This window comes from Terriglobia bacterium (genome assembly GCA_020073205.1).
Lineage (GTDB): Bacteria > Acidobacteriota > Polarisedimenticolia > Polarisedimenticolales > JAIQFR01 > JAIQFR01.
In genome coordinates this window covers 1-18,513 of the sequence record JAIQFR010000087.1, presented here as the reverse complement: position 1 = coordinate 18,513, position 18,513 = coordinate 1, and the positions used below count along the sequence as shown (strand labels likewise).

The following is an 18,513-nucleotide window of genomic DNA, read 5'->3' as shown; positions in this document are numbered from 1 at the left end:
GCGGACGTCTCGGGGCTCGAGCGGGGGGCGGATTTCACGCTCTCGGGGGCCCCGCTCAAGCTCGAGCGGTCGAAGGGGGCGATCTCGATCGAGACCGACCGGGACGTGCAGTTCCGCGACCTCGAGTCGGCGCTGCGCGTGAACACGTCGGCGGGCGCCGTGAGGGGCACGACCAACAAGGGCTCGGTGGAGGTCAGGGGCACCGGGGCGGAGGAGGCTCAGATCGAGGCGATCTCGGGCCCCGTCTCGGTGGAGGGAGACGGGTTGAAGGCGAGCCTCAAGAACATCGGGGCCGACGTCACCGTAAGGACGTCGTCCGCCCCCGTCGCGCTCGACAACACCACGGGACTCGTGACGATCGACGCCGACAACGGCGAGATCGTGGCGGGCCACATCTTCGGCGAGGTCAGGGTGACGAGCCGCGGCGGCAACGTGCGGCTCACCGAGCTGAACGGCCCCGTGGACATCCGGGCGGACGGGGAGGAGGTTTACGTATCGTGGACGTCGTTCCCGGCCGCGAAGGACAGCTCGATCACCAACGACAGCGGCGGGGTGTCGGTCGAGTTCTCGACGTCGGGGGGGTGTCTCGTGCAGGCGCAGACGAAGGAAGGGCGCATCGAGACCGTCGGGCTCCCGCGCGTCGTGGTGAGCGACGATCGATCCCAGGCGCAGGGATCCGTCGGACGCATGAGTCGCCCGCTCCTCAAGATCGTCGCCAACGGCGACGTGCGCCTCACCGGCAACGGCCCGGCGGAGGCGGAGACGCAATAGCGGGTGCCGGGACGATTCAGGCGGCTCGCGGGAACTTCGGGGAACGAGCGAGGCCGGCGCGGCAGAAGCGGAAGACGAGCGCGGTCCAGAGGCAGCCGAAGCCGTACCGGACGCTACGGAGGAAGTTGATCGACGAGGCCTCCTCGAAGTAGCTCGTGGGGCAGCTCACCTCGCCGATCTCGCAGCCGAGCCAGAGCACCTCCGCCAGCACCTCGTTGTCGAAAACGAAATCGTCGGAGTTGGCGTCGAGGGGCAGGCGAGCCAGGAGCTCGCGGGAGAACCCCCGGTAACCGGAGTGGTACTCCGAGAGCTTCCCGCCGAGAACGACGTTCGAGTAGAACGTGAGGAACCGGTTGGCGGCGTACCGCCAGAGGGGCATCCCGCCGCGGCGGGCCCCGCCCCCGAGCACCCGGGATCCCAGCACGCACGGGTAAACGCCGTTCCCGATCAGCGCGACCATCGAGGGGAGGAGCTTCGGGGTGTACTGGTAGTCCGGATGGACCATGATCACGATGTCGGCGCCCTCCTCGAGGGCGAGCCGGTAGCAGGTCCTCTGGTTCGCGCCGTAGCCGCGGTTCCGCTCGTGGACGTGGACCCGCGTTCGGGGCAGGGAGCGGGCGATCTCCACGGTGCGGTCGCGGCTCGCGTCGTCCACCACCAGGACGAGGTCCACGATCTCCTGCTCCATGACCTCGTCGTAGGTGCGGGCGAGGGTCTTCGCGGCGTTGTACGCCGGCATGACCACCACCACTTTCTTTCCCTTGAACATGCTCCGCCCGTCTCCTCGATCGGCGAAGTATCCTATCATCCCGTGGCCCCGATCTCGCCGCCGCCGGCGGTTCGAGGGGCGATTGTCGGCCTTTTCCATGTTGCTTCGGGGCCGCGCGCAACCGACATTATCGTCAAGGCCATTCTCCGGACGCCGAAGGGTTCCTGCCCCTTCAGGGTAAGCTCGAAGAGCTCGAGAACGCACCGGCGCCCGGGAAGGGCCGCGCGCCCACGGTGGCCGCGAGTTTGTGGGATTCCGAGAGGTGCGTGGTGGAGCGCGGGGAGCGGAGCACAGCATTGTCTGCGGGTGCTTGGGTGGGGATCTGAAGGAGCCTGACACCAGCCGCCCGTCGGACTTGCTTCAGCAGTAGATCTTCAGCCAGGACTCCGGCGGCTTCTCCCGGCCAGGAAACAGCCTTGTCGCCAGGACCTGGCGCCAGGTCCAAGGGCCTTCCGTCAACCCCAGCAGCATCGCCGGCGTCCTCCGGTCCGGCCGCCTCTCCGATCGGCCCTTGACGAAATTCTTCCAAACCGTCATCAGGAAGGCCCGGCCGACAATCGACTCCAGCCTCCGGCCAAACGCGATCGTCTCACGTTTGTGATCGGCGCAGGTGTGGCGCAGCAGCTGGTGCAGGTGATCGACCGGCGCCATCGCCTGGTCCCGCGCGATGGCCTCGGCCGAGCGGGGCGAGCCCTTGGGCCCGCGGACGGGATTCGGGTAGACCTCGAGGTCCACTCGATGGCCTTGCGGATGCGATCGCACGGCGAGGCCGTAGTCCTTCCTCCCGTCGACGCGGAGCCTCAGGCGGTCACCGGGAGGCGGCAGGGACAGGAGCAGGTCGAGGGATCTTCGGATGCTGGCGACATAGGGGGCACGCTCCGCCAGGGTCGGGGACTTGGCGGGGCGCCCGTCAGGACGGCGCCCGGGCCCTCGGTGCGGAGCGGGATCGGGCCCGAAGCAGAACCAGGATCGGGCGCCGACGGGTGTCCCGATGGCGAGGGCGTGGTCCTGGCGGCCGACGAAGGTCTCGAAGTGGTCGTGGACGATGCTCTCCTCGAGGGAGCCGAGGTGATGGAGGGCCCGTGCTTGGAGCAGGAGAGCGTGTCGTCCGAGCCGGTGAGCGAGGCGGGTGACGGTCGTCTTGGCGCACGCCCGGGAGCGGGCGATCTGGCGGTGGGCGGAGCCGGCCTCGAGGGCCGCGGCGACTTCTTCGGGGAGGTCGCGCCGCTTGAGGTAGTAGGAGAAGGAGAAGGTCTGCCGTGAGCAGGTATGGCGGCAGAGGAGGCACCGATACCGAGGGATCTTGCGGCGATCGGCGCGGCGGACATAGGAGCCGTGGCGGTGGAATCGAGAGCCAACTCCGTGGTGAGCCGGACAGTCGGGCCAGGGACAGAAGGGGGGACGGAAGCGGCCGGGGCGAATGGACTCGATAGGACGTGAGGGCCAGTGCACCACCGAGTTGAAGGCAACGCCCATGCCCGAAAATAAGACCGAAAGGACGCCACCCTGTCTGCAGCATCGTCCGCCGGTGGACAAGCACCGGCCACGGGCGTCCGGTCGATTCTCGACTCACCCCACAACCTCGCGGCCACCGTGCGCGCTTCGGCCGCCGGCCCGGCTTGCGCTACACTGGTCCGGGCAGGGAGGCGGGCGATGCCCAGAGCCATGGATCCCGCGGTCGCGACGCTGGGACAAGAGCTGGCGAGACGCACGCGCCGCGGGGTCCTGTACGAGCGCCTCGAGGGACAGAAGGTCCGCTGCCACGCGTGCGGGCACCGCTGCCTCATTCCCGAGGGACACGACGGCATCTGCAAGGTCCGGTTCAATCGCGACGGCGTGCTCCGCGTGCCGGCGGGGTACGTCGCGGGGCTCGCGGTCGACCCGATCGAGAAGAAGCCGTTCTTCCACGCGTTCCCAGGCGCGGACGCGGTCTCGTTCGGGATGCTCGGCTGCGACTACCACTGCGCCTACTGCCAGAACTGGCTGACGTCGCAGACGCTCCGCGACCGAGAGGCCCTCGCGCGGCCGAGGGAGGTTTCCGCCGCGGAGATCGTCGATCTCGCCGTGCGGCGGCGCGCCCCGGTGATCGTCAGCACCTACAACGAGCCGCTGATCACCAGCGAGTGGGCGGTCGAGGTCTTCACCCTCGCGAAGCGGGAGGGGATCGTCTGCGGCTACGTTTCCAACGGGAACGGGACGCCGGAGGTGCTCGACTACCTGAGGCCCCACGTGGACCTGTTCAAGGTGGACCTGAAGTCGTTTCGCGAAGCGTCCTACCGGGGCCTCGGCGGCCGCCTCCACGTCGTGCTGGACACGATCCGGAGCCTCAAGGAGCGCGGGTTCTGGGTCGAGGTCGTCACCCTCGTGGTCCCGAAGTTCAACGACTCCGAGGAGGAGCTCCGCGACATCGCGTCGTTCCTCGCGGGCGTGTCCCCGGACATCCCGTGGCACGTCACCGCGTTCCACGAGGACTACCGGATGGCGGGGCAGGGGGACACGACGGTCGAGGACCTGCTGCGCGCGGTGGAGGCGGGGAGGGAAGCGGGGCTCCGCCACGTCTACGCCGGGAACCTCCCCGGCCACGTGGGCGGCCTCGAGGACACCCGCTGCCACGGCTGCGGCGCCGTGTTGATCGAGCGCCGCGGGTTCCGCGTGCTGCGGAACCGCCTCGCGGACTCCGGGACGTGCCCCGACTGCGGCGCGGCGGTGCCCGGAGTGTGGAAGCGGCCCAGCTGATCGGTGCGCGAAGCCGATGGCGTCGAAACGAGGCGCGTCAGGTTCCGGCGAGCCTCTTGGCCTCGCGAAGGCGGGGGGCGACGGCGGAGCGGCCGAGGGCGAGCGCGCGGGAGAACGCATCGACGGCCCCGGCGTAGCGGCGCTCCTCGAGCAGGACGTTTCCCAGCTCGGCCCAGGCCTGGTCGAGCGAAGGATCCCAGAGGACGGCCTTGCGGAGCGAGCGCTCCGCCCCGTCGAGCCGCTTCTCGCGATGGAGAGCGACGCCCAGATCGAAGTGCGCGAGGCCGTACTCGGGACCGACGCGGACCGCCTCGCGGCAGGCCGCCTCCGCTCCCGCGATGTCGCCTTTCTCGCCGAGGAGCACCCCCTTCTGCACCAGGGCGGGCAGGTACTCGGGCCACAGTCGGAGCACGTCGTCGTTGCCGCGGAGCGCCTCGGCGCTCCGTCCTTCCCTGGCGTCGAGCGTCGCGACGACGAAGCGGGCGCGGGGGGAGAGGGGGCTCACGCGCGTCGCCGCCTCGAATAGCGTCCGGTCGCTCCGCCACTCGAGGCAGCGGGACGCGGTGCCGATGGCGAACCCCGCCAGGAGCAGCGCGAACGCCAGGCCGACGAGTCGCCGGAGCTGGGCGAGGCTCGAGGGGACGAAGGCGATCTCGCTCTCGACGAGCCGCCCCATCACCACGGCGAGCAGCAGGCAGTACCCTGCGACGGGAAGGTAGAGGAATCGCTCCGCCATCCCCGCTCCGATCCGGAACAGCAGGTTGCCGATCACGAGGTAGGGGAGCAGGAACAGGGCGGCGGAGAACGACACCTGGCGCGCGAGGCCGGGGAGGGCCGGGGCGCCCGGTCGCCGGCGCAGGAGAAGCGGCAGGAGCGCCAGGACGGTCCAGGCGGCGGGGAACAGGAGCCCCGCGAGGGAACGCGGCGCGAGCAGCGCCCGCTCCGCCGCGATGGCGTTCCCCGAGTAATCCGCCGACAGACGGACGGGGATGAAGACGAGCCGGGCGTAGCGCGCGGCGATGGCGAGCGCCGTCAGGAGCCGGTCGGTCCCGTCGAGGCGGACGAGCGGATTGTCCGCGGGGGGGACCGTCTGCGCGAGGGTCAACGCCTCGAGCGCGCGGATCCTCAGGATCACGTGAAGCTCCAAGGCGACGGCGAGGGGCGCCAGCGCGGCGCCCCGGTCCACGAGCCACGGGCGGAGGCGTCCGGGGAGCGGCGGCCGGAACAGCAGCTCCTGCAGCGCCAGGAGCCCCACCCCCGCGATCGCGGTCTCCTTCGATCCCAGCGCGAGGAACAGGAGCGCCGCGGCCCCCCAGGAGGCGAGCCGGTACGTCGCCTCGCTCGAGACGGTGGCGCGCGCGCCCGGCGTCTCCCAACGCCCCGAGGCGCTCAGAGCGAGAAGCGCCAGGAGGGTGAACAGCGCCGCCAGGATCTCGGCTCGGCCGACGACGTTGGCGACGGCCTCGGTGAGGACGGGGTGCAGGGCGAAGAGCAGGCCGGCCGCGGCGGAGGCGAGCGGCGTCGCGCCGAGGCGCCGCGCGAGGGCCGCGAGGGCCAGCGCGGTCAGCGCGTGCAGCAGCACGTTGACCCCGTGGGAGAGAGCGGGGTCGGGGGAGCCCGTGACCTTCCGCTCGAGGGCGTAGCTCAGGATCGCGACCGGGCGGTACAGGGTTCGATCCTGACCCCTCGCGCCTTCCCAGTACGACCCCGAGAAGATCGCGGAGAGGTCGCCCCGGGCGACCGTGGCGCTCTCCTCGACGGCCAGGTGGTCGTCCTGCACGTACCCGGCCCGGTAGAGCGGCGCGTGGGCGAGGGCGGCGGCCAGGACGATCGCCGCGGCCAGGAGCGCGGCCCGGTGGGCCGGTCGGAGCGTCGGGAACCCGAGGCGGAGCCGGTCCGGGGATCGCCTCACGGCCTGGGGGCCTCGAGGCCGCCGAGGACCTCGGGCCCCACGAGGACCTCCCTCGGCTTGCTGCCGTCGGCGGGGCCGATGATCCCCTCCTGCTCCATCATGTCCACGATGCGCGCCGCTCGCGCGTACCCGAGGCGGAGGCGGCGCTGGATCAGCGTGATCGAGCACTGCCCTTCCTGGAGGACCATGCGGACGGCGTCGACGAACATGGAGTCCCGCTCGCCGGCGTCGTAGCCCGTCCGCTCCTCCTCGGGCTCCTTGAGCACCGACTCGTCGTAGACCGGCTTGGCCTGCTTCTTCAGGAACGCGGTGATCCGGTTCAGCTCCGCCTCCGTGACGAACCCTCCGTGCAGCCGGACCAGTCGCGAGGAGCCGGACGGAAGGAACAGCATGTCGCCGCGTCCGAGGAGCTGCTCCGCCCCCCCCTGGTCGATGATCGTCCGCGAGTCGACGCGCTGCGACACCCGGTAGGCGATCCGCGCCGGGAAGTTGGCCTTGATGGTCCCGGTGATCACGTCCACCGACGGCCGCTGGGTGGCGAGGATCATGTGGATCCCGACGGCCCGGGCCATCTGGGCGAGCCGCATCACCGACTCCTCGACGTCGGCCGACGAGACCATCATGAGATCGGCCATCTCGTCGATGACGATCACGACGTAGGGGAGATGGCCGAGGGGGATCGGCTCGCCCGTGCGCTCGTCGGTCATCGTGCGGCCCGGCTCCTGGGCGAGGAGCGCGTTGTACTGCTCGAGGTTCCGCACGCCCACCGAGGCGAGCTTGCGGTAGCGCTGCTCCATCTCCCTTACCCCCCACTTGAGGGCGGTGGAGGCGGCCTTCGGGTCGGTGACGACCGGGATCAGGAGGTGGGGGATGTCGGCGTAGATCCCCAGCTCGATCATCTTGGTGTCGATCATGATGAACCGGACGTCGCGCGGCGAGGCCTTGTAGAGGATGCTGGCGATCATCCCGTTCAAGCCCACCGACTTTCCCGCGCCGGTCGCGCCGGCGATCAGGAGGTGCGGCATCCGGTCGAGCTCCGCGGTGAACACGGCGCCGCTGATGTCCTTCCCGAGAGCGAGGGAGAGCTTGGACTTCGAGCCTCTGAAGCGCTCGGACGACAGGAGCTGGCGCGGGTAGATCGTCTCCTGGTGGCGGTTCGGGACCTCGACACCGATGGTGGAGCGGCCGGGCATCCGGTCGATGCGCACCGACTCCGCCTTGAGCGCGAGGCAGAGGTCGTCCACGAGACCGGTGACCTTCGAGTACTTGACGCCGGCCTCGGGCTTGAACTCGAACGTGGTGACCACGGGGCCGGGATGGATCGCGACGACGCTCCCCTCGAGCGCGAACTCGCGGAGCTTCTCGGTGATCTGGCGGGCGCGGGCGAGCAGCTCCTTCTCGTCCTCTCCTTGCTGCGGCGCGGGCTCGTTCAGGAGCTCGATGGGCGGAAGGGCGATCCCGCCGTCGCCGTGCTCCATCGGGAGCTGCGGTTGGCGCGATGGGGCCGCGGGCTTCGGCGCCGGACCGACGGGCACCATCGGGCGCGCGGGCTTCGCGGCGACGACCTCGGGCTCCTGGGGAACGCGGATGGAAGGGCGCGGCTTCGCGTCCGGAGCGGGGACCGGCTCCTCGGCCGCCTCGGAAGGGGCCGGGGAGGAGGCGGCGCGCTTGGCGTGCTTGCGGATCAGCGCGCGCTTCTGCGCGGCGCGCCGCCGCGACTCCCTGAACGCCGCGAAGCGGGCCGCGGCGCGGCGGCCGAGCGCCGCGGTCGCTTGGAGGAGCGTCTCGCCGGCACGGACGAACGAGAACCGGGTCGCGAGCACGATGCCGGCGGCGAGGCATCCCGCCGCGGCGATCCACGCTCCGCTCCCCCCCAGGAGCGCCACGAGGGCGGAGGCGGCGCCCCGTCCCACCAGCTCGCCTCCCGCCGACGGGTTCCAGCCGCCGAACGCCACCGAGCCGTAGAGGAGGTCGAGGAGGGCCGAGAGCGCGACGAGGACCACCCCGTAGCCCAGGAGCTTCTCGTACGACGCGGCGAAGCCGTGTCCGGTGAGCCGGGTCCATCCGATGAGCGCCAGGATGAGGGGGACCAGGAACGCCGCGAGGCCGAAGCACTGCACGAGCCCCTCGGCGATCGACGCGCCCACCCAGCCGGTCCAGTTGTGGGTCGGCCTGGGCGCGGGGAGCCAGTGGAAGAGGCTCGGGTCGGCGGTGTCGTAGGTGGCCAGAGCGAGCACGACCACGGCGGCGAGCGTGAGCAGGAGGATCCCCACGACCTCGCCGAGGCCGTGGCGCTTCCGCGGTCGCCGGCTCGACACGTCCATCGCTACAGCTCCACCAGCACCGGGACGATCAGAGGGCGGCGCTGGGTGCGGCGCCGCAAGAAGCGCTTCAGGTCCGTGGCGATGCGCGCCTTCAGGAGCCCCTCGTCCGCCCGCTCCTCCGGCGTCGCCTCGGCGAGCGACAGGCTGACCACGTGACGGGCCTCCTCGAGCACGGTCTCCTCGCCGCCCTCCGGGAGGAAGCCGCGGCTGATGATCTCGGGGGTGCCGTTCACGCCGCCGCTGACGCGATCGACCGCGACCACCGTGACCACGATGCCGTCGCCGGCGATCCGGCGGCGGTCCCTCAGGACGGAGAGATCCACCTCCTCGAGCGCGTCGTCGATGAACACCTGGCCCACGGGAACCCGGTCCACGATGCGGCACTCGTTCTCGGTCAGCGCGATCAGGTCGCCGGAGTCGGCGACGATCACCGCGTCGCTCGCCAGGCCCGCCTCGCGCCCGACCCGTGCGTGCTCCCTGAGCTGCCGGTACTCCCCGTGGATCGGGATCAGGAACTTCGGGCGGAGGAGACGGAGGAGCAGCTTGAGCTCCTCGCGGGCCGGATGCCCCGACACGTGGACCGGAGCCTCCGCCTGGGTCACCACGTCGGCGCCGCGGCGAAGGAGGTGGTTGATCATCCGGCCGATGCTCTTCTCGTTCCCGGGGATGGTCCGCGCCGAGTGGATGACCAGGTCGCCTTCCTCGACGCGCGCGTCGCGGTGCTCGTCCACCGCGATGCGGGCCAGCGCGGACATCGGCTCGCCCTGCGATCCGGTCGCCAGGATCAGGGCCCGCTCGCGGGGGAGGTTCATCGCCGTCTCGGCGTCGACCCTGAGGCCCGCCGGGATCTTGAGGAGGCCGAGGCGCTCCGCGACGTCGGAGTGCCCCAGCATCGACGCGCCGAGGAGCGCGACCTTCCGGCCGTGCCGCCCCGCCAGCGCGGTCACCTGCTGGAGGCGCTCTATGTTGCTCGCGAACGACGTGACGAACACCCGCGCCCGCGCCGACGCGAGGAGGGAATCGAGCACGGGGACCACCGTCCGCTCGCCCGGGGTGAATCCCGGCCGGTCCGCGTTGGTGCTGTCGGACAGCAGCGCCAGGACTCCCTCGTCGCCCAGGCGCGCCAGCACCGAGAGATCCGCGCCCACGCCGTCCATCGGGGTCGGATCGAGCTTGAAGTCGGCGGTGTGGACCACGGTCCCCACGGGAGTGCGGATGACCAGCATCGCGGCCTGGGGGATCGAGTGGGCGACCGGCAGCGTCTCGATCGCGAACGGGCCGAGCGTGAGCTTCGTGCCGTCGGTGGGAAGCGGGCGCAGGAGGCCGCGCACGGCGAGGTCGTGCTCGGAGAGACGGGCCCTGACGAGCCCGAGGGTGAACGGGGCGGCGTGGACCGGGACCTCGCGCCGCGCCAGGAGGTAGGGGAGAGCGCCGGTGTGATCCTCGTGCCCGTGGGTGAGCAGCACGCCGTGGATCGTCCCGCAGACGTCCAGGTAGTCGAGATTCGGGATCACCACGTCGACGCCGAGGTGCTCGGCCCCCGGGAACATCATCCCGGCGTCCACCACGATGCAGTCCTGCCCGTGGCGGTAGAGCATGAGGTTCATGCCGAACTCGCCGAGCCCGCCCAGGGGAACGATCTCGATGCGCGGTGGGGATGGCACCGGAACTCCCGCGTCTCCTCGCGGGTCGCTCAGGACGTGCGAGGGACGGAGTATATCAGAGCGAGACGCGGCGAGGCCGCGCGGGCCTACGCCCCGGCCGCTCTCGCCCTCGCCGCTCGCTCGCGCGCGGCGAGATCGGGGCGGCCGAGCGACGCGGCGCGATGGTAGGCATCGGCGGCCTCGCCGTAACGTCCCGAGCGGAAGAGGACGTCGCCGAGCGCCTCGGCGATCCCGGCGGAGCGGGGAAGCCGCCCGGCCGCCTCCCTGAGTGCCCGCGCCGCGTCCTCGCGCCGGCCCAGTCGCTCGAGGGCGGCGCCGAGGCCCAGAACCGCCCCCTCGAGCCGGGGATTCTGGTCGATCGCCTTGCGGAACGCCGCCTCGGCCGGCGCGAGATCGCCGCGCTTCGAGAGGAGGAGCCCCTTCTCGTACCATGCCGACGAGAAATAGGGCCAGAGGCGGGTCGCGCGGTCGAACAGCTCGTACGCCTCGCCGTCGCGTCCGTGCTCCTCGCGGATCTTCCCCAGGGTGAACTGCGCCCGCGGGCTCGTCGGGGTCGATCGGACCGCGGCCTCCCAGAGCCGCTCGTCGCTCCGCCATTCGGCGCTCGCCCTCGAGGTCCGCACCGCGGCGCCGAGGCACGCGGCCGCGAGGAGGGTGAGGAGCGCCGCAGCGATCGGCCGCCTCGCGCCTCCCGTGGGCCGCGAGCGCGCGAGCACTTCCTCGGCGGCGCACGCGACCAGGAGGCAGAAGCCGGCGGAAGGGAGGTAGAGGAGCCGCTCGGCGAAGATCACGCCGATCGGCACGAGGAGGTTGCCGACCACGAGGTAGGGGAGGAGGCAGAAGGTCGCGGCGAACGCCGAGCGGCGGAGGAGGCCGAACGGGTCCGGCCCGCCGGCGGAGCGCGCCGGCCGGAGGAGCGCGGGAGCGAGGGCGAGGAGAGCCAGGACCAGGAGGACGAGGACGCCGGCGAGCGGGAGCGGGGCCAGGATCCCCGTCTCCCTAGGGATCACGGGGCCGGAGTAGTCGGGGGTGAGCCGCAGCGGGAGGATCATCAGGCCCGCCGCGCGGGCGGCGAGACCGAGGGCGGTGGCGACGCGCTCGACGCCGTGGAGCGCCACCAGCGGGTTGTCCGCGAGGACCGGCTTCTGGACGGCGAAGGCGCTCCCGAGCGCGCGGGCGCGTAGGGCGAGGAACGCGAGCGACGCCACGACCGTCGGCGCCAGGGCGAACGCTCGCGCGCCCAGCCACTCGAGGCGACGGTGCCGCTCCGGCGGACGGAAGGCGAGGTCGAGCGCGGCGAGCAGGAAGGGCGCGGCGATCGCCGTTTCCTTCGATCCCAGCGCGAGGAAGACCATCGCCCCCGACAGGTACGGGGCGGCCGGCGCGAGGCGGGAGCGCCGTGCGCCGCCCCAGGGTCCCGCCGCCGTGTGGGCGAGGAGCGCCCCGATCGTGAACAGCGCGGCGAGGACCTCCGCGCGCCCGACGAGCCCCGATACGGCGCCCGAGTGGACGGGCTGCACCGCGAAGAGGAGCCCCGCCGCCGCCGCGAGGTGCCACGAAGCGCCGCAGCGCCGCGCGAGGAAGAGGAGCGCGAGCGACACCAGCGCGTGGAGGGCGATGTTCACCCGGTGGGCGCCGGCCGGGTCCACGCTCCCGTCGGACCCGCGCTCGGCGGCGAAGCTCAGGATCGTGACGGGCCTGTAGAGCGCCGACTCGCCGCCGGGCGCCCCGCCGCTCCAGTAGTCCGTGCCGAAGATCGCGGCGATCCCGCCGCCGCGGACCAGGGGGTTTTGCTCGACGATCGCGTGGTCGTCCTGCGCGAACCCGCCGCCCATCACCGGCGCGTAGGGGATCACCGACGCCAACGTCACGAGGACGATCGCCAGGGCGGGAAAGCTCCCGGCGGGCTTCCCGTCTCCCGTCGCCCGTTGGTTTTTCGGGGGTCGGCTCAACTTCGGCTTCCGTGGCGGTCCAGTATATCAGTCGCCGCGCGGCCAAAAGCTCGCCAGGATCAGGAACCCCTCGGGGGGCACGGCTTCGGCGCGGGCGCCCGGGTCGAGACCGGCGGAGGCGAGGAGAGCGCGGGCCTCGTCGACCCCGCCCGGGAGGGCGGCCCGGACGTTGTTCAGGAGCGTCTGGCGGCGATGGGCGAAGCAGGCCGCGAGGCAGGCGCGGAGCGCGGGCTCGAGGGCCGGGGGCAGGTCGTCGGGCGGACGGCGCTCCCATCGAGTGACGGTCGACGTCACCGCGGGGCGCGGACGGAACGCCGCGGGAGACAGGTCGAAGAGAGCGGTCACGCGGTAGGCGCGGCCGGCGAGGACCGTGAGCGGGCCGTAGGCGCGGGTGCCGAACCCGGCCGTCAGGCGGTCGGCGACCTCGCGCTGGAACATCAGGACCGCCCTCGACACCGATTCGCGCTCGGCCACGAGCTTCATGGCGACCGGCTTCGAGATGTTGTAGGGGAGATTCCCGACGACGGCGAGCGGCGCGCCCGGCGGGCACGACAGCGCGGGGGCGACGTCCGCGAGATCGAGGCTCAGCACGTCGCGCTCGAACAGCAGGAGCTTCTCGGGGTCGAACCTCTGACGCAACGCCGCGGCCAGCCCACGGTCCACCTCGACCGCGGCGATACGCGAGGCGGCGCCGATCAGGCGCGAGGTCAGCGCTCCCTGCCCCGGGCCGATCTCGAGAACGGGCTCGTCCGCTGCGGGCGCGAGCGCGTCCACGATGCGGTGGACGGCCCGCGAATCCGCGAGGAAATGCTGTCCGAACCGCCGGCGGGCGCGTGGCGGATCCGGCTTCGATCGCGTGAAAGCGCGCATGCTATATTGCCGGCGGCGGTTCCGAGCCCAGCACGAGCGGTCCCTGGAGGAGCGATGCCCGACGACCCGATCGTACACCTGAACGACGGCAACTTCGACGAGGAGATCAAGAGGATCGAGGCCCCCGTCCTCGTGGACTTCTGGGCGGCGTGGTGCGGCCCGTGCAAGACGATCGCCTCGTCGCTGGAGCAGCTGGCGTCGGAAATGGCCGGTCGCGCGGTGGTCGCGAAGGTGAACGTGGACGAGAGCGGCGACCTCTCGAACCGCTTCGGCATAAGGAGCATCCCGACCCTGATGGTGTTCAAGGGGGGGCGGGTGGTGGACCAGATGATCGGCGCGGCGCCGAAGGAGCAGATCAGGCGGCTGATCGAGCGGCACCTGGCGTAGGGCGGATCGCGCCGGTCAGGGGAGGAGCGCCGCGGGATCGAGCACGAGCACCACCGAGCCGTCCTCCAGCAGCGCGGCGCCGGAGTACTCCTTGAGGAGGCCCAGGGGCGGCCGGAGCGGCTTCACCACCACCTCCCTCCGACCGAGCACCTCGTCCACCACGAGCGCCACCGAGCGCTCTCCCGCGGGACAGAGGAGCGCCGAGCCGGACCGGTCCGGCCGCTCGTGTCGGCGGCCGAGCTCGAGCCCCCCCCTCAGCCCTGGCAGACCTGGGGCTACCTCATTTTCTGGGTCGTCCTCGACGAAATGCACATCCTCAACCTGGCGGTGGCTCCCGACCGCCGCCGCCGGGGCATTGCCCGGCGGTTGCTGGCCGAAGGCCTGGCCCAGGCCCGGGAGCTGGGGGCCGCGCTCGCCTGGCTGGAGGTGCGGACCTCCAACCTGGCGGCCCAGGCCCTGTATGAGTCCTTCGGATTCAGAGAAGTGGGCCGCCGCCCCGGCTACTACGAAGACACCCGCGAAGATGCCATCCTCCTGACCCTGGAGTGGGGCGAGACCGGAGAAACATGAGGAGAGACCGCTGTAACCTTTTGGCGATCTTTGACGTCTTTAGGATAATCCAGCAGAATCAGGAGGGCAGACGATCCATGGAAGAAAAAACCCAATTATTGGTTTGCCTGGGGGCGGCAGTTGCGGCCAACTGTATTCCCTGTTTTGACTACTATTACCAGAAGGCCCAGGCCTGCGGCCTGGCCCCGGAGGATATTCAAGCGGCGGTGGAATGTGCTTACAAAATTAAGAATAATATCAATATGCTGATGAAGAACAGCGTCAGAACCCTAACGGGTCAGGAAGGGGATGCCTGCCCCTTGCCAAACGATAAGTGCAGTCCGAAATGCGGTTCATGAATTGACCGGGGTCAGAGATGCACCTCACGGAGATTTACGATCAGTATTACCAGAAGGTCAGAAGATTCATTCTGCATACGGTGAGAAACGAATGGGTGGCCGATGACCTGGTGCAGGAGACCTTTATCAGAATCAACCATAACCTGGCAGACGTCAGGGATGCCTCCAAGCTAAAAGCCTGGATATTTAGGATTGCCTACAATATCTGCCAGGATTATTTCCGCCGGCAAGGGAAAACCGCCAATTTAGGCCTGGAAGAAATCTCCGGAGAGCCGGCCGCGGCCAAGGCGCCCACGATTCAGAAAGAACTGGAACAAGGCCAGATGCGCAAATGTGTCTTCGGTCTGGTCAACCATCTGCCCGAGTCGCTCCGCAGTGTCATCATTCTTTCGGATATCAGCGAGTTCAGCCAGCGGGAAATCGCCGAGATCCTGGGGATCACCGTGGACAACGTCAAGATCAGGCTCCACCGGGCCCGGAAAAAGTTGAAGGCCCTGCTGCTGGCCGGCTGCCTGACGATCTGGCTGGCCATGGTGTCACTGTCGGCGGCGGCCCCGTTGCAGCAAAAAATTGCCGCTCTCAAGTTCTCCGGCGCCCTCTCCCAAGAGGACCAGAATTACCTGGGTCTGGAAAAGCCGGGGCCATTTACCCTCCAGGACATCAAGGCTCCGTATGTCCTGATAGAAATTACGCGCACCACCTGACCCCACTGCGTGGAGCAGGCGCCGGTCGTGAACCGGTTGTACAATCTGGTGGCAAAATCGGACCTCAAAGACAAGCTAAAGTTTATTGCGGTGGGCGAGAGCGATGATGGGTCGTCCTTACAGCGGTTCAAAGCCGCTTATAAAGTGCCTTTCCCCATGGTGCCCGATCCCGATTGGGCCATCGGCGTTGACCTCTTCGATATCAGCGGCACCCCCACCACGGTGCTGGTGGATAAAAGCGGCAAGGTGCTGCTCAGGGAAGTGGGGTTCTTTGACAACGCCGGGGAAATGTTTAAGAAAATCAAGGCGAAATTAAAATAACCCGGCGGGCCTGGCGGGCCCTGCCGGCCTCACCCCGGGCCCGGGCCCGATTGAGGGGGAACTTCCCGATGGATTTCAAAGCCATTCTGGTAGCCACCGACTTTTCCGATTGCGCCGGCGCCGCCTTCCAGGTGGCCCAAAAACTGGCCCGGCAGTTCGGGGCCAAAATTGTTCTCCTGCACGTCATCCAACAGCGGATCGTGGCCCGGATGGCGGAGCACCTGAAAGTGGCGCCGGACACCCTCCTGCCCGCCTTTCGGGAAGAGGCCCAACAGAACCTGGATGCATTTCTGGGGAAGTGCTGCGCTTCAGGCCTGGAGGTGACCAGCATGGTGACCGTGGGCATCCCCTTTCAGGAAATTGCCGTGGTGGCCCGGGATCTGGCGGCGGATTTGATTGTCATGGGGGGCTATGGCCGGAGCGGCCGGGGACCCATTGAGGAGGTCTTTTTCGGCTCCACCGCCGAAAAGGTGGTGCGCCTGCTGCCCTGCCCGGTGTTGTGCGTGCCCTGGGAAAGCCAGGCCCCTACACGGGGAAATCCACTTTAATCTTGAAGATCTCCTGGGCCGGGAGGCTGAGGATTTCCGCCACGCCTGAGGCCAGGGAGATTTCCTCCAGGATCTGGTTGAGGCGCTCGGCCGATTCGGCGATGAGGGTGAACCAGACGTTGAAGCGGTGCCGCCTCAGGTAGTTGTGGGTGACCCCGGGGTAGCGGTTGACCACGGCCACGAAGTGGTCCAGCTTATCCGGCGGCACCCGGGCGGCGACCAGGGTGCTGGAGTAGCCCAGCTTGCGGGAGGTGAAGTTGGCCCCCAGGCGCCGGATGACGCCGCCGTCGGCCATGGCCGCGACCCGGGCCAAAACCTCCTCTTCCGAGGCCCCTACCCTTCTCCCCACTTCGGCATACGGCCGGGACGCAATGGGAAAATGCGACTGGATCTCGTTTAAGATGGCCCGGTCCAGATCGTCTAAAGACAGGGTTTTCGGTTTTCGGTTTTCGGTTTTCGGTTTCGTCATAAGTAATGCTTCTGTCTTTGCGCCTTTGCGTCTTGGCGTGAGCCCGTATTAACCGTGCGCCTTTGCGTCTTGGCGTGAAATCTTATCCCACCGGCTCATAAGGACAGATGGGATCGTCCCCCAGGACGTCGCCGGTCATGGCATAGGCCCGGGCCCGACAGCCGCCGCAGACCTTGCGGTACTGGCAGGCGCGGCACTTGCCGTGGTAGTCGTCCACCCGGCGCAGTTGCCGGAACAACTCCGAATTGGCCCAGATTTCCGGAAACGGCGTCTCCCGGATGTTGCCCGCCACCAGGTCCAGGTAGCCGCACGGCTGGACCTCCCCCCGATAAGACACGAAGGCGAAGCCCTGGCCGCCCAGGCAGCCCTTGGTCATGGCCTCCATGCCGTGGGTGGCGGCGGTGATGGGTTCGCCCCGGGCGTGGGCGTCCTGGCGCCAGAGCCGGTAGTACTGAGGGGCGCAGGTGGGCTTGATGAAAAGCCGGCCGTCATGCTGGCGTTCCAGGAGCCAGCTTAGGGTCTCTTCGTATTCCGCCGGCGACAGCAGCTCCTCCCGGATGAGCTCCCCCCGGCCGGTGGGCACCAGCACGAAGACATGGTGGGCCGCGGCCCCGAGTTTCAGGGCCAGCTCGAAGATGGCCGGGAGCTCGGCGCGGTTGGCCCGGGTGACGGTGGTGTTGATCTGAAAGGGGAGCCCGGCCTTCTTACAGGCGGCGATGCCCGCCAGGGCCCCGTCGTAGGCGCCTTCCACCGCCCGGAGGCGGTCGTGGGAGGCGGCGCTGGCCCCGTCGATGGAGATGGACAGACGCTGGATGCCGACGTCCTTGAGACGGGCGGCGATGGCCGGGGACAACAGGGTGCCGTTCACCGCCATGACCATGCGGTGGCCGCGGCCGGCGCCGTGGGCCGCCAGGTCGAAGATATCTTCCCGGAGCAGGGGCTCGCCGCCGGTCAGGATGACCACTATCTGGCCCAGGGTGGCCAGGTCGTCCAGGAGTTTGATGCCCTCGTCGGTGGTCAACTCGCCGGGATAGGGCCCGGAGCCCGCTGCGGCCCGGCAGTGGAGGCAGGCCAGGTTGCAGCGCCGGGTGGTCTCCCAGGCCAGGAGGCGGAGGGGAGGGATTTTGGTCTCCCGGGAAGAATTTCGAGCCGGACTCATGGGTAAAATAATAACGAACTTCCAGGGCAAAAGCTATAGCCTTCGGTATGGACTCAGCCGGATGGCGCGGTTCGATTTTGTGAACATGTAATGATAATTTTTTAATTTAATTAAATTTAATTAAAAAATTCCTTGACATGATTATATTTTTTTGCCATGTTGGAATCGCCAGAAAAAATGCCAAACCCGCCGCGAGGCGAGGACGGAAAGCCACGGGTCTCAGAGAACGTAGACAGCCGGGTTGCCTGGAAAGGCAGCCCGGTTTTTTTGTCTCTTCGGGAGCTAATAAAGGAGGTGATGGATGTTTAGATAGCTCCATGGCAAGCAGCCCATACCAAAGCCAAAGATTAATCTTCCAGGAGGACGATAATGAAAAGGATGTCAATAGCACGACTCGCTCTAGCCCTGCTGTTGCTGGGGGCGATGGCCGCACCGGCATACGCCGAGACTCTGTGGTATAGCGGCGATTATGATCTTACTGCAAACGACCCTAGTTATCAAATTAACGAAATCCTCCCAAACAGCATCAATCCAACCATCAATGACATCAATGCCAGGACTTACGATGGTTTTGTGGTGCCTGCCGTTGGTTGGACCATCAATACCCTCTACTCCAATAACTTCCTTATAAACACTAACTCTAGCGACTCGATCACCGGGGCTTACTGGGAAATCCGCCAAGGCGTGTCTGCCGGCAACGGCGGAACCCTCCTGTTATCCGGTACCGTTAGTTTGTCTGGCATGAGCGTTGACCCTACCGGCCGATTGTTTGCTTCAGATCCTCCTTTTTCCGAAGTAATGGTTAAAGTCACAAACCTGAATCAATTCCTTTCTGCGGGCACCTACTGGCTGAGCGTCACCCCGATAACTTCTAATGCTTATGATTATATAGCCAATAGCTTTACCACAGGGACAAGTGCGACGGGCCCTGGCTTGAATGGCAGTGGTTTCTTATGCTATTCTAGTCCGGACAGGGGTTTTGACTTTCAATACCTTGATAACCTATCTTTTCTTGGGAC

General features: G+C 68.4%; 19 protein-coding genes and 1 riboswitch. Of the genes, 9 read left to right on the top strand and 10 right to left on the bottom strand.

All coding sequences use genetic code 11. From position 1 onward, the window contains the following. Positions 1–771, top strand: a 771-nt coding sequence (locus LAO51_15650) for a hypothetical protein (protein MBZ5640180.1), incomplete at its 5' end; no start/stop codon positions are given. A gap of 16 nt (positions 772–787) precedes the next feature. Here LAO51_15650 and LAO51_15645 read toward each other — a convergent pair. After that, positions 788–1,540, bottom strand: coding sequence for a glycosyltransferase family 2 protein (locus LAO51_15645; GenBank protein MBZ5640179.1), 753 nt, complete (start codon positions 1,538–1,540; stop codon positions 788–790). A gap of 360 nt (positions 1,541–1,900) precedes the next feature. Continuing rightward, entirely contained in the window at positions 1,901–3,016 is a 1,116-nt protein-coding gene (locus LAO51_15640; protein ID MBZ5640178.1) for a hypothetical protein, read from the bottom strand. A 189-nt stretch (positions 3,017–3,205) separates the two neighbouring features. Between LAO51_15640 and amrS the strand changes: the two genes are divergently transcribed. Continuing rightward, positions 3,206–4,276 carry an AmmeMemoRadiSam system radical SAM enzyme gene (gene amrS / locus LAO51_15635; GenBank protein ID MBZ5640177.1) on the top strand — a complete coding sequence of 357 codons (1,071 nt, stop codon included), beginning with the start codon at positions 3,206–3,208 and terminating at the stop codon, positions 4,274–4,276. A gap of 37 nt (positions 4,277–4,313) precedes the next feature. On the opposite strand, the gene LAO51_15630 is transcribed toward amrS, so the two are convergent. The 5 genes from LAO51_15630 to rsmA form a co-directional block, all read right to left on the bottom strand. Continuing rightward, entirely contained in the window at positions 4,314–6,188 is a 1,875-nt protein-coding gene (locus tag LAO51_15630) for a DUF1736 domain-containing protein (protein ID MBZ5640176.1), read from the bottom strand. Further along, positions 6,185–8,512: a DNA translocase FtsK gene (locus LAO51_15625; GenBank protein ID MBZ5640175.1), complete on the bottom strand. Its 2,328-nt coding sequence runs from the start codon at positions 8,510–8,512 to the stop codon at positions 6,185–6,187. Before LAO51_15625 ends, LAO51_15630 begins: the two co-directional genes overlap by 4 nt. Positions 8,513–8,514: 2 nt before the next feature. Beyond that, positions 8,515–10,176, bottom strand: a complete 1,662-nt coding sequence (locus LAO51_15620; GenBank protein ID MBZ5640174.1) for a ribonuclease J — start codon at positions 10,174–10,176, stop codon at positions 8,515–8,517. A gap of 86 nt (positions 10,177–10,262) precedes the next feature. Then, positions 10,263–12,128, bottom strand: a complete 1,866-nt coding sequence (locus LAO51_15615; protein ID MBZ5640173.1) for a tetratricopeptide repeat protein — start codon at positions 12,126–12,128, stop codon at positions 10,263–10,265. Between the two features lie 27 nt (positions 12,129–12,155). Beyond that, complete coding sequence (gene rsmA / locus LAO51_15610; GenBank protein MBZ5640172.1) at positions 12,156–12,998, bottom strand: 16S rRNA (adenine(1518)-N(6)/adenine(1519)-N(6))-dimethyltransferase RsmA; 843 nt, start codon at positions 12,996–12,998, stop codon at positions 12,156–12,158. A 54-nt stretch (positions 12,999–13,052) separates the two neighbouring features. Here rsmA and trxA point away from each other — a divergent pair, with 54 nt between their 5' ends. After that, positions 13,053–13,385, top strand: a complete 333-nt coding sequence (trxA, locus tag LAO51_15605) for a thioredoxin (GenBank protein ID MBZ5640171.1) — start codon at positions 13,053–13,055, stop codon at positions 13,383–13,385. A gap of 15 nt (positions 13,386–13,400) precedes the next feature. On the opposite strand, the gene LAO51_15600 is transcribed toward trxA, so the two are convergent. Then, positions 13,401–13,697, bottom strand: a complete 297-nt coding sequence (locus LAO51_15600; GenBank protein MBZ5640170.1) for a chemotaxis protein CheW — start codon at positions 13,695–13,697, stop codon at positions 13,401–13,403. Here LAO51_15600 and rimI point away from each other — a divergent pair. From rimI to LAO51_15575, 5 genes are all read left to right on the top strand, one after another. Further along, positions 13,692–13,955, top strand: a complete 264-nt coding sequence (gene rimI, locus LAO51_15595; protein ID MBZ5640169.1) for a ribosomal protein S18-alanine N-acetyltransferase — start codon at positions 13,692–13,694, stop codon at positions 13,953–13,955. The genes LAO51_15600 and rimI overlap by 6 nt on opposite strands. A 77-nt stretch (positions 13,956–14,032) precedes the next feature. Beyond that, positions 14,033–14,293 carry a carboxymuconolactone decarboxylase family protein gene (locus tag LAO51_15590; GenBank protein ID MBZ5640168.1) on the top strand — a complete coding sequence of 87 codons (261 nt, stop codon included), beginning with the start codon at positions 14,033–14,035 and terminating at the stop codon, positions 14,291–14,293. Positions 14,294–14,310: 17 nt separating this feature from the next. Continuing rightward, positions 14,311–14,997 (top strand): RNA polymerase sigma factor, encoded by a 687-nt coding sequence (locus LAO51_15585; GenBank protein MBZ5640167.1) that lies wholly within the window; start codon positions 14,311–14,313, stop codon positions 14,995–14,997. Positions 14,998–15,024: 27 nt separating this feature from the next. Next, positions 15,025–15,318, top strand: a complete 294-nt coding sequence (locus LAO51_15580) for a hypothetical protein (GenBank protein ID MBZ5640166.1) — start codon at positions 15,025–15,027, stop codon at positions 15,316–15,318. Positions 15,319–15,386: 68 nt separating this feature from the next. Next, positions 15,387–15,866, top strand: coding sequence for a universal stress protein (locus LAO51_15575; protein ID MBZ5640165.1), 480 nt, complete (start codon positions 15,387–15,389; stop codon positions 15,864–15,866). On the opposite strand, the gene LAO51_15570 is transcribed toward LAO51_15575, so the two are convergent. Further along, a complete protein-coding gene (locus LAO51_15570; protein ID MBZ5640164.1) occupies positions 15,844–16,335 on the bottom strand; it encodes an AsnC family transcriptional regulator in 492 nt (163 codons plus the stop codon). The two genes, LAO51_15575 and LAO51_15570, sit on opposite strands and share 23 nt — an antisense overlap. An 82-nt stretch (positions 16,336–16,417) precedes the next feature. Beyond that, a complete protein-coding gene (locus LAO51_15565; GenBank protein MBZ5640163.1) occupies positions 16,418–17,494 on the bottom strand; it encodes a radical SAM protein in 1,077 nt (358 codons plus the stop codon). Between the two features lie 169 nt (positions 17,495–17,663). Next, positions 17,664–17,743, top strand: a riboswitch (cyclic di-GMP riboswitch). A gap of 120 nt (positions 17,744–17,863) precedes the next feature. On the opposite strand from LAO51_15565, the gene LAO51_15560 reads away from it, so the two are divergent. After that, positions 17,864–18,513 (top strand): hypothetical protein (locus LAO51_15560; GenBank protein MBZ5640162.1); only part of this gene is annotated, 650 nt, incomplete at its 3' end.

Excerpts from the sequence above, each read along its gene's own strand:
- LAO51_15645 (MBZ5640179.1), bottom strand. The coding sequence starts at position 1,540 with ATGTTCAAGGGAAAGAAAGTGGTGGTGGTCATGCCGGCGTACAACGCC.
- LAO51_15640 (MBZ5640178.1), bottom strand. The coding sequence starts at position 3,016 with ATGGGCGTTGCCTTCAACTCGGTGGTGCACTGGCCCTCACGTCCTATC.
- amrS (MBZ5640177.1), top strand. The coding sequence starts at position 3,206 with ATGGATCCCGCGGTCGCGACGCTGGGACAAGAGCTGGCGAGACGCACG.
- LAO51_15625 (MBZ5640175.1), bottom strand. The coding sequence starts at position 8,512 with ATGGACGTGTCGAGCCGGCGACCGCGGAAGCGCCACGGCCTCGGCGAG.
- rsmA (MBZ5640172.1), bottom strand. The coding sequence starts at position 12,998 with ATGCGCGCTTTCACGCGATCGAAGCCGGATCCGCCACGCGCCCGCCGG.
- trxA (MBZ5640171.1), top strand. The coding sequence starts at position 13,053 with ATGCCCGACGACCCGATCGTACACCTGAACGACGGCAACTTCGACGAG.
- rimI (MBZ5640169.1), top strand. The coding sequence starts at position 13,692 with ATGCACATCCTCAACCTGGCGGTGGCTCCCGACCGCCGCCGCCGGGGC.
- LAO51_15590 (MBZ5640168.1), top strand. The coding sequence starts at position 14,033 with ATGGAAGAAAAAACCCAATTATTGGTTTGCCTGGGGGCGGCAGTTGCG.
- LAO51_15585 (MBZ5640167.1), top strand. The coding sequence starts at position 14,311 with ATGCACCTCACGGAGATTTACGATCAGTATTACCAGAAGGTCAGAAGA.
- LAO51_15575 (MBZ5640165.1), top strand. The coding sequence starts at position 15,387 with ATGGATTTCAAAGCCATTCTGGTAGCCACCGACTTTTCCGATTGCGCC.
- LAO51_15570 (MBZ5640164.1), bottom strand. The coding sequence starts at position 16,335 with ATGACGAAACCGAAAACCGAAAACCGAAAACCGAAAACCCTGTCTTTA.
- LAO51_15565 (MBZ5640163.1), bottom strand. The coding sequence starts at position 17,494 with ATGAGTCCGGCTCGAAATTCTTCCCGGGAGACCAAAATCCCTCCCCTC.